The organism is Paracoccus aminovorans, from assembly GCF_001546115.1.
Lineage (GTDB): Bacteria > Pseudomonadota > Alphaproteobacteria > Rhodobacterales > Rhodobacteraceae > Paracoccus > Paracoccus aminovorans_B.
In genome coordinates this window covers 894,228-900,976 of record NZ_KQ955208.1, presented here as the reverse complement: position 1 = coordinate 900,976, position 6,749 = coordinate 894,228, and the positions used below count along the sequence as shown (strand labels likewise).

The window sequence follows — 6,749 nt, the reverse complement described above, 5'->3', positions numbered from 1 at the left end:
AAAGTGCCTGGCTTACGAATTTCGGAGGCCAATACCCTCCCCCATCGATGGCGCAGTTCGTCAGTGCTTGCCGAAGCACTGTATTGCTCGAACTTGTCAAAGAATTCCGCTGCAATATCTCCGGGCACGTCCTCGTAATCTTGGTTTCCGTCGATGAGATCGGCATGGGCCTCCCGCACGACAGCTTCGATATTCTCTTGCTGAGAGATCACCTTTCGGAAATGCTTTTCGACCGCCCTTTGCGCCAAATCAGGATCGGCACCCAGCTGCTCCACGCCGTATCGGGTGATTTGCTCGATCATTGCCACTTCGCCTCGGTTCTTTGCGCGCTTGCGCTCGGCAAAACCTTCCACGTGAGCATTCATGACATCCACTGCAGCCCCCACCAGCCGGTCAAATGCCGATATCGCCCTGCTTCTTACCGATGCCTTGACGCCAGTGTCGGTTAGCTCTCCAGCAACTGCTATTTCGTTTGAAAGATGATCATCCGACATATTGCGCCCCCAAAGCTTTCCGCCATTGAGGACTGATGCTTATCGATTCTGCGAGTCATTTTTCAGGTAGACACAGTTTGCTGCACCTTCTCTAGGTGGTGTTGACAAAAGGGATTCACAGGGTGGCCTGATCGTGATTCAAGCTGGTACCTGCAATGGAGACCAGCTTGGCACGAGACCTGATGTCGGACGAGGAATGGGCGTTTCATGAGCGCTTCATTCTGGCCGTGCGCGCCCCGAACGGGCGCAAGCCCGCAAATCACCGCCTTGTTCTTGATGGGATTTTCTGGATCGCGCGGACCGGCTCTCCTTGGCGCGACCTCCCAGAAGAGTTCGGGAAGTGGTCCAGTGTCTACCGCCAGTTCCGGCGCTGGACCCTGGCGGGGTTGTGGGAGCAGATCCTCGAAGCGCTGAACGAAAGTCGGATCGTGCCGGATGCGCTCCAGATGATCGACAGCACCGTGATCCGCGCCCATCATCAGGCAGCGGGCGCAAAAGGGGGACTCCAAGACAGGGTTTTGGCCGTTCAAGAGGTGGTTTCACGACCAAGGTCCACCTGCGCGTCAATGCTGCCGGGCTGCCAATGAGGTCGGACATCACGCCGGGCCAGACATCGGACTACCTGGGCTTTGATCTGGTCATGGACGACAACCTGCCGGAGCCTTGCATCCTGCTGGCCGATCGCGGCTATGACTCCGACAAGGTTCGCAAAACCATGGAGGCGCGTAGCATCCTGCCGGTGGTCCCGATGCGCAAGTCTCGCAGGCTCCGTGTCGCTGTCGATCGCAGGCTCTACCGGCTGCGGAACCTTGTCGAGCGGTGCTTCAACAAGCTCAAGAACGCTCGCCGTGTCGCCACCCGCTACGACAAGACCGCCGAAAGCTTCCTTGGCTTCATCGATATCACGTCGATCCGCCTCTGGCTCCGCCATTTGTCAACATGACCTAACCCCTCTCCATCGGCGGGATAGACAGCAGGTCGCGGCCCTCGACCAGCCCGGCGACATAAGCCTCGGACATGGCGCGCACCGTCTCGTATTCCCAGGGGGTGGACAGCCGGCCCGTCGCCTTGCCATAGGCCCGCATCTCGACATAGGGCAAAGGAGTCCATCCCCCCATGCCGAAGGGCTGAGCGAAACCGAGGCTGGCGCAGGCGGTCAGAAGGTCGGCGCGCTCCAGATCCTCGAACCGGGGCAGCGCGGCGCCGTCCTCGACAAGCTGCTGGCCACGGGTCAGCGTCCAGCCTTCGGGCTTCGCGTTTTGCCAGCCGATTTGGTGCGCGGCGGTGACGAGGCCGCGCCGGGCTTTCCCATGAAGGCGCCCCGGTCGCCAGCGAAGGCCAGCACCTGTTCGGCGAAGCTGCGGCCCGTGCCCCGGATCGGGTTGCTGATGTTCAGCCCGAGGAACCAGTCGGCATCCGAGGCCGTCGCCGGGCGGTCGCCGCGCTCGATGTTCTCGAACCCCACGATCAGCTTGCGCGCGGTGACGCACAGGCGCTCGTGATAGTCCTCCTGCGTGGCGTCGTCGGGCAGCTTTTCGAGCTTGGCGACCTCGCGGAACGCCTCCTGCGCAATCCGGCCCTCGGTGCCCAGGACATGCACGATGCAGGGACGTTCACGCGGCAGCTCGGCGCCCTTGTCGTCAAGGTGCGGCCCGTCGTCATCCCAGAGCGGGGCGCCGGTCGCGGGGTGTTTCAGGTGCAGCGGGCGGCCCTCGTCGGCCACGCCCCGGCTGTCGAAGCTGGTGAAATCCATGTCTATCCCTTGGGTGGTTCTGGTTCAGGAAGGGGCGGCGGGCGAACCACGTCCACCGCCCCGCCGGCCGGCAAGAGGGAAAGACTCGCGACCGGATCAGGTGATATCACTGGCGCCGCGCACGCGGGCGTAGTTCGGAACGAACGTGAAGGTCGAGCCCTCGTAGGTCGTGGTGCTCGCCTCATTGTCGACCAGCGAGTGAATGATGCCGGTCCAGTAGTCCGAGTTCGTGCCGTCCGGGTCCACGATCTGAAGCGCCACTTCGGTTTCGCCCTCGTTCGCGGTGGCGACGGCAGTCTGGCCCGCATCGGCGGTGATCTGGCGGAAAGCGATCTGGCCGCCGGTGCCGCTGCGCGCGCCCTTGAGCGTCTGCGTGATGCCGGTTTCCAGGTCGGGCGCCTCGATGGTGGCGTGGTTGAACCCGATCTGGCCGATGGTGACGACGCCACCGATCTTGCTCCAGGTGAGGGCGGTATAACCGGCGATGGTATTGGTCGCGGGCTTGGTGAGGCTGATGTAGCAGCGTTTCTTGATGCTGGTCTCGGTCATGTTCCGGGCTCCTGTCAGGGCGTCTTGAAGGTCTGGAAGGGGATGGACACGGGAACGCGCCAATAGGTGCCGTCACCGATGCCCTCGCGAATGTGCGGCGGTTGCAGGATCTGGGTCGTCATCCCCGCCGCAGGGATGGTTGCGCCCATCGGGAAAAGGGCTGCGATCTGTTCGGCCAGGCTGTCTGCGGCGACTTCGCCGGTGCCCTTGGCAACGACTACGGTCGCGATCAACGCGCCCGCCACGATGGGGGCCTCGCCGTCCAGCGTGTCGTCGGCGGTCCTCGACCTGACGATGGTGCAGGAGACATAGGGCAGGTTGCCCGGCTTGGCCGGGTCGAAGTCGATATTCGGCCAGGCCTTCGGGATGCCGGCCAGCGCCGCCAGCCGCGCCCTCACCGCTACCTCGGGGGCATGCTTCATTTCAGCCTCGCGATGTTCGCTTGAACGATGCGGTCCCATTGCAGGGCCGCAGCCTCGACAAAGTGCCGGCCGGCCTGGTTGTAGGTTCGGCCCAGCTTGTCCTCTCCGACGAAGCCCGCCTCCATCCGCAGGGCATAGACAGCGGTCCACCCGAACCGGGCCACGTCGCCGGGCTGAATGGCGGTCGTCGCCAGCAGGTAGCTGGTCGCGCCCTGGCCGATCTGCGCCCCGTTCAGTTCGGAGACGAGGGAGTTGCGCAGAAAGCCGGTGTCGACCGGCATCCTGCCGCCCTGCGCCTCGGGCTTCTGGGCCTCGTCCATCACGTCCTGGACGCTGGCCGACAGGACCGCGCGCATCTGCTCGACGGTCTTGTCGCGAAAGGCCCCGAGCTGTGCGGTGAAGGTCTTTTGCGACATGGCCAATCAATCCTGCATCAGGTCGGACCTGACCCGATAGGTGGCCAGGCAGCGACACTGGATGCTTTCGGCGGCCAGGCGCTTCGGGTCGGTGCTGTGCTCCAGGTCGCCGGGGTATTCCATGCGCACGCCCGGGGCCACTTCGAACAGCTCGCCGAACTTCACCTTGCGGCCGTTCATATATCTGTGGCTGTCGCGGGTGCGCGCGTCCATCGTGGCGCCCCAGCCGATCTCGATCTGATCGGCCCGAACCTGCCCGCTGTCCACCAGTTGCGCGAAACCCTCGTGCTGCCCGGAGCGCATGGAATTCAGCGCCTCGGTGCGGCCGATGGTGTCGCCACGGTATTTCTTGAGCCGGTCCCGGTAGCGGGTGACGATCCGGCGCAGATCGGCCTCGGGGATGGGCTTGCCGCTCTCGATGGCCTTCTTGATCGTGCCGTCAAATCGCTTGTCGCGGCGCTTTCGCTGGAAATAGGCCGAGTCGAGGTTGCGCAGTTCCTTTTCCGCGTTCTTGGCCCATTGCGCCTGCTGGCTGGTCAGCCCGATGAAGCCGCCCTCGCGCTTGCCGGTCTCCTTGTTCATGCGCCCGACGATGTCCAAGGCGACCTGCCGGGGGTTCTGACCGCCTGCCAGCCCGGTTTCGATCACCTCGCGGGCCATTTCCCGCTGCTGCTCGACAATCTCCACGATCAGGCCCGAGGACCTGTCGCGAACCCATCGCTCGGCGCGGGTGTGACGGCCGTCGAAGCCCAGCAGGAAGGCGTCGCCGCTGTTCGGGTCTTTCAGCCGCAGGTCGGTCAGGGCGGCGGTCGCCGCGCTGGCGAAGGCATTGCCAATCGCCCGGTCGACCGGAGCGAAGAAAGGCGCCTCGATGCGCAGCGCGGCGACGGCGGCGTCAAGGTCGTTCGCCTCCAGCGCGGCAATGAAGCTGTTCAGCTGGGCCGCGTTGGTGACCTGGTCGATGGCCTCAAGGAAGGCATCGCGGATTTCAGGCTCCAGCCGATCAAGCAGGGCCTGCACGTTCTTGGGAAGCCGAGCCATGTCATATCCCCAAGACCCAGCTGAAAATGCGCACGATGCCGATGGCCCAGGCGCCGACGGTCAGGAAGAGCAGAGCGACGAGGAAGGTGAGCGAGGCCAGCACGGCAAGAAGGTCGGTCATCGTCACGCCCTCAGGATCAGGTCGAAGAACAGCGCCACGCCGCCCGGCGCATAAGGCTCGGCGCGGACGATGGAAAAGGTGACGGCGCCGATCTGGAGCCGGTCGGCGGGCGTCGGCGTGGTGCCCTCTGCCGCCATCATCTCCCGGCGGTCCCCGGCCTGGATGGCGCTGCCGTTGACCAGCCCCAAGGCGATGGTGTCGCCCAGGAGATTGACCGGGATGCGCTGATCGGCGCCGGGGGTCTGGTCCCATTCGGGGCCGGTCGGGGGGCCTTTGCGGATCAGGGTCGCGCCATGGCCCGTGTCTTTCACGGCCGCCGCGACCTCTGCGGCGATGGCGTTCCAGTTTTCCATGGGTCACTCCCTCCCGTGATTAGGGTGAAACCCCATCGCCGCCTCTGCTGCCTGCCTCGCCTCGCAGGCGGCCTCATAAGTGTCAAAGCAACCTATATTGGTTGTTTTGCCGTCTGCCATAATCCGGGCTCGCCATCGTCCGTGCGCGCCATACTGAGAAACCCCCATCATTCCGCTGGTGTTGGTTTCACGCCGCTTTGTGTTCCTGGCATTTATCTTGCGCGGAACAGATCGAAGGTTTTCCCAACGGTTATCCGCCCTATTGCCGTTGATGTGGTCAATATCACCATCCGGCCACGCCCCGACTTGCAATGCCCATATCACCCGATGGGCATAGACCCTGGTGTCGAGGACCGTGCCTTTGCGGTATCCATTGCTTGGGTCGAGGCAATCAATGGCGACTTTCCTGGCATATTTGCTGTTCCAGACACGGGCGGCGCGGTTTGCAGTGTAGCGGCCTTCGCCTGCGATGAACCATTCCGGCCCGCGTTCTTTCCAGAGCAGATGACCGGTATCCGGCTCATAGCGGATAAGTTGACGAAGAGCCTCCGGGGAGGGGAACAAGCGCTCAGCCATAGGATGCCACCAGTCCGTAAAGATCCATCAGCCGGGCAGTCAGCCATTCGACCATGTAGCAGCGCACCTCGGCCGCCTCCGAGGTGATCGGGATGCCGGCGAACTCGCAGAGGTAGTCCACGATATGGATTGCCTCGTGCACGAGCGTGCCAATGCCGGGCCGGCCGCCGGGGAACACCATCCAGAAGACGGCAGATCCGCCGTCCTCGTTGACGGCATAGCCCGCCCCACCGGCCCCGGCCTCAGGCGAGCCGCCGAAGGGCTCCAGCTCGGCCCGCGCGGCCGCCAGGTCGTTGAACACGAGGACCGACTGCCGAAGCCATTCCACGAAAATGATGTGGTCGCAGTCGACGGTTTGCGCGGCCATTCAAGCCCTCATCAGAAAAGACACGCCGCCAGATCCGGCGCGGACCAGCCCGGCAAGCAGGCCCTCGACTGCCGAGATGCGGGGGATATAGCCGTCAGCCCCGGCAGGGCCTTTGACGCGCTCCCATTGCAGCTTGCCGGCGGCGACCAGTACCTTGTCGGTCCCCGGCGTCGACACGGCCGAGAGGGAACCGGGCGCCCGCTGCTCGACCAGCGCGGCCTCGATGACCGCGTGCTTGACCGGCTCCGGCGCCTCGTCGTTCTCCCACTCGCCCAGCCAGCGGGAATTGAACCGCACGGCCACGTAGCGCTGCCCCCGCATCAGGTCGGTCTCGTGCAAGACCACCTCCAGCCCCGCCTGCCCGGTGTAGTCCCGCGCCTCGTCGGCCGTCACGGCCAGTTCTGTCATGCTCAGCATGAGCGCCTCCTGTGCTTTGGATTGGGGCCGGATCACCAGCCCCGCACCAAAGATCAGTCAGTGGTCTGCCCGGCGCCGCCGCCGTTGTTCGCCGCAGCGCCCTTGTCCTTGGCGCGCTTCGTGGCGTCGGCGGCCTTTTGTTCGTTCGTGGGCTGTGAAGCCGGGGCGTCGGTAATGGCCTCGTCCCAGGTCTTCTTTTCCACGTAGTTATCGGGATCGGGAGAATGGTTCGCCATGATG

At 64.3% G+C, this 6,749-nt stretch carries 13 protein-coding genes; 1 reads left to right on the top strand and 12 read right to left on the bottom strand.

Features of this window, described 5'->3' with window-relative positions; genetic code table 11:
* A partial coding sequence (locus ASV56_RS22525) for a DUF2806 domain-containing protein (RefSeq protein WP_216635371.1) occupies positions 1 to 494 on the bottom strand: 494 nt, incomplete at its 3' end.
* A gap of 155 nt (positions 495 to 649) precedes the next feature.
* Here ASV56_RS22525 and ASV56_RS22520 point away from each other — a divergent pair.
* Positions 650 to 1,437 (top strand): IS5 family transposase gene (locus ASV56_RS22520; RefSeq protein ID WP_123130128.1). Its coding sequence is split into 2 segments (ribosomal slippage): positions 650 to 986 and positions 986 to 1,437, totalling 789 coding nucleotides; the frame shifts between segments, so codons are not numbered across the junction.
* A gap of 1 nt (position 1,438) precedes the next feature.
* Here ASV56_RS22520 and ASV56_RS23410 read toward each other — a convergent pair.
* The 11 genes from ASV56_RS23410 to ASV56_RS04615 all read right to left on the bottom strand — a co-directional run bounded on the left by ASV56_RS23410 (position 1,439) and on the right by ASV56_RS04615 (position 6,745).
* Positions 1,439 to 1,612 (bottom strand): hypothetical protein, encoded by a 174-nt coding sequence (locus tag ASV56_RS23410; protein ID WP_156429065.1) that lies wholly within the window; start codon positions 1,610 to 1,612, stop codon positions 1,439 to 1,441.
* A 113-nt stretch (positions 1,613 to 1,725) separates the two neighbouring features.
* A complete protein-coding gene (locus ASV56_RS04655; RefSeq protein ID WP_062560981.1) occupies positions 1,726 to 2,247 on the bottom strand; it encodes a hypothetical protein in 522 nt (173 codons plus the stop codon).
* A 96-nt stretch (positions 2,248 to 2,343) separates the two neighbouring features.
* Complete coding sequence (locus tag ASV56_RS04650; protein ID WP_062560980.1) at positions 2,344 to 2,796, bottom strand: hypothetical protein; 453 nt, start codon at positions 2,794 to 2,796, stop codon at positions 2,344 to 2,346.
* A gap of 14 nt (positions 2,797 to 2,810) precedes the next feature.
* Positions 2,811 to 3,218, bottom strand: a complete 408-nt coding sequence (locus ASV56_RS04645) for a phage tail terminator-like protein (protein ID WP_082724731.1) — start codon at positions 3,216 to 3,218, stop codon at positions 2,811 to 2,813.
* Positions 3,215 to 3,634, bottom strand: a complete 420-nt coding sequence (locus ASV56_RS04640) for a hypothetical protein (protein ID WP_216635370.1) — start codon at positions 3,632 to 3,634, stop codon at positions 3,215 to 3,217. Before ASV56_RS04640 ends, ASV56_RS04645 begins: the two co-directional genes overlap by 4 nt.
* A gap of 6 nt (positions 3,635 to 3,640) precedes the next feature.
* Positions 3,641 to 4,675 (bottom strand): phage minor head protein, encoded by a 1,035-nt coding sequence (locus ASV56_RS04635; RefSeq protein WP_062560978.1) that lies wholly within the window; start codon positions 4,673 to 4,675, stop codon positions 3,641 to 3,643.
* 123 nt (positions 4,676 to 4,798) lie between these two features.
* Positions 4,799 to 5,149 carry a hypothetical protein gene (locus ASV56_RS04630; protein WP_062560977.1) on the bottom strand — a complete coding sequence of 117 codons (351 nt, stop codon included), beginning with the start codon at positions 5,147 to 5,149 and terminating at the stop codon, positions 4,799 to 4,801.
* 3 nt (positions 5,150 to 5,152) lie between these two features.
* Positions 5,153 to 5,725: an HNH endonuclease gene (locus ASV56_RS22515; RefSeq protein ID WP_082724730.1), complete on the bottom strand. Its 573-nt coding sequence runs from the start codon at positions 5,723 to 5,725 to the stop codon at positions 5,153 to 5,155.
* Complete coding sequence (locus tag ASV56_RS04625) at positions 5,718 to 6,092, bottom strand: hypothetical protein (protein ID WP_062560976.1); 375 nt, start codon at positions 6,090 to 6,092, stop codon at positions 5,718 to 5,720. The genes ASV56_RS22515 and ASV56_RS04625 overlap by 8 nt, the downstream gene beginning before the upstream one ends.
* Positions 6,093 to 6,509 carry a hypothetical protein gene (locus ASV56_RS04620; RefSeq protein ID WP_062560975.1) on the bottom strand — a complete coding sequence of 139 codons (417 nt, stop codon included), beginning with the start codon at positions 6,507 to 6,509 and terminating at the stop codon, positions 6,093 to 6,095. It lies immediately after the preceding gene.
* A gap of 53 nt (positions 6,510 to 6,562) precedes the next feature.
* A complete protein-coding gene (locus tag ASV56_RS04615) occupies positions 6,563 to 6,745 on the bottom strand; it encodes a hypothetical protein (RefSeq protein WP_062560974.1) in 183 nt (60 codons plus the stop codon).
* Positions 6,746 to 6,749 lie beyond the last annotated feature (4 nt).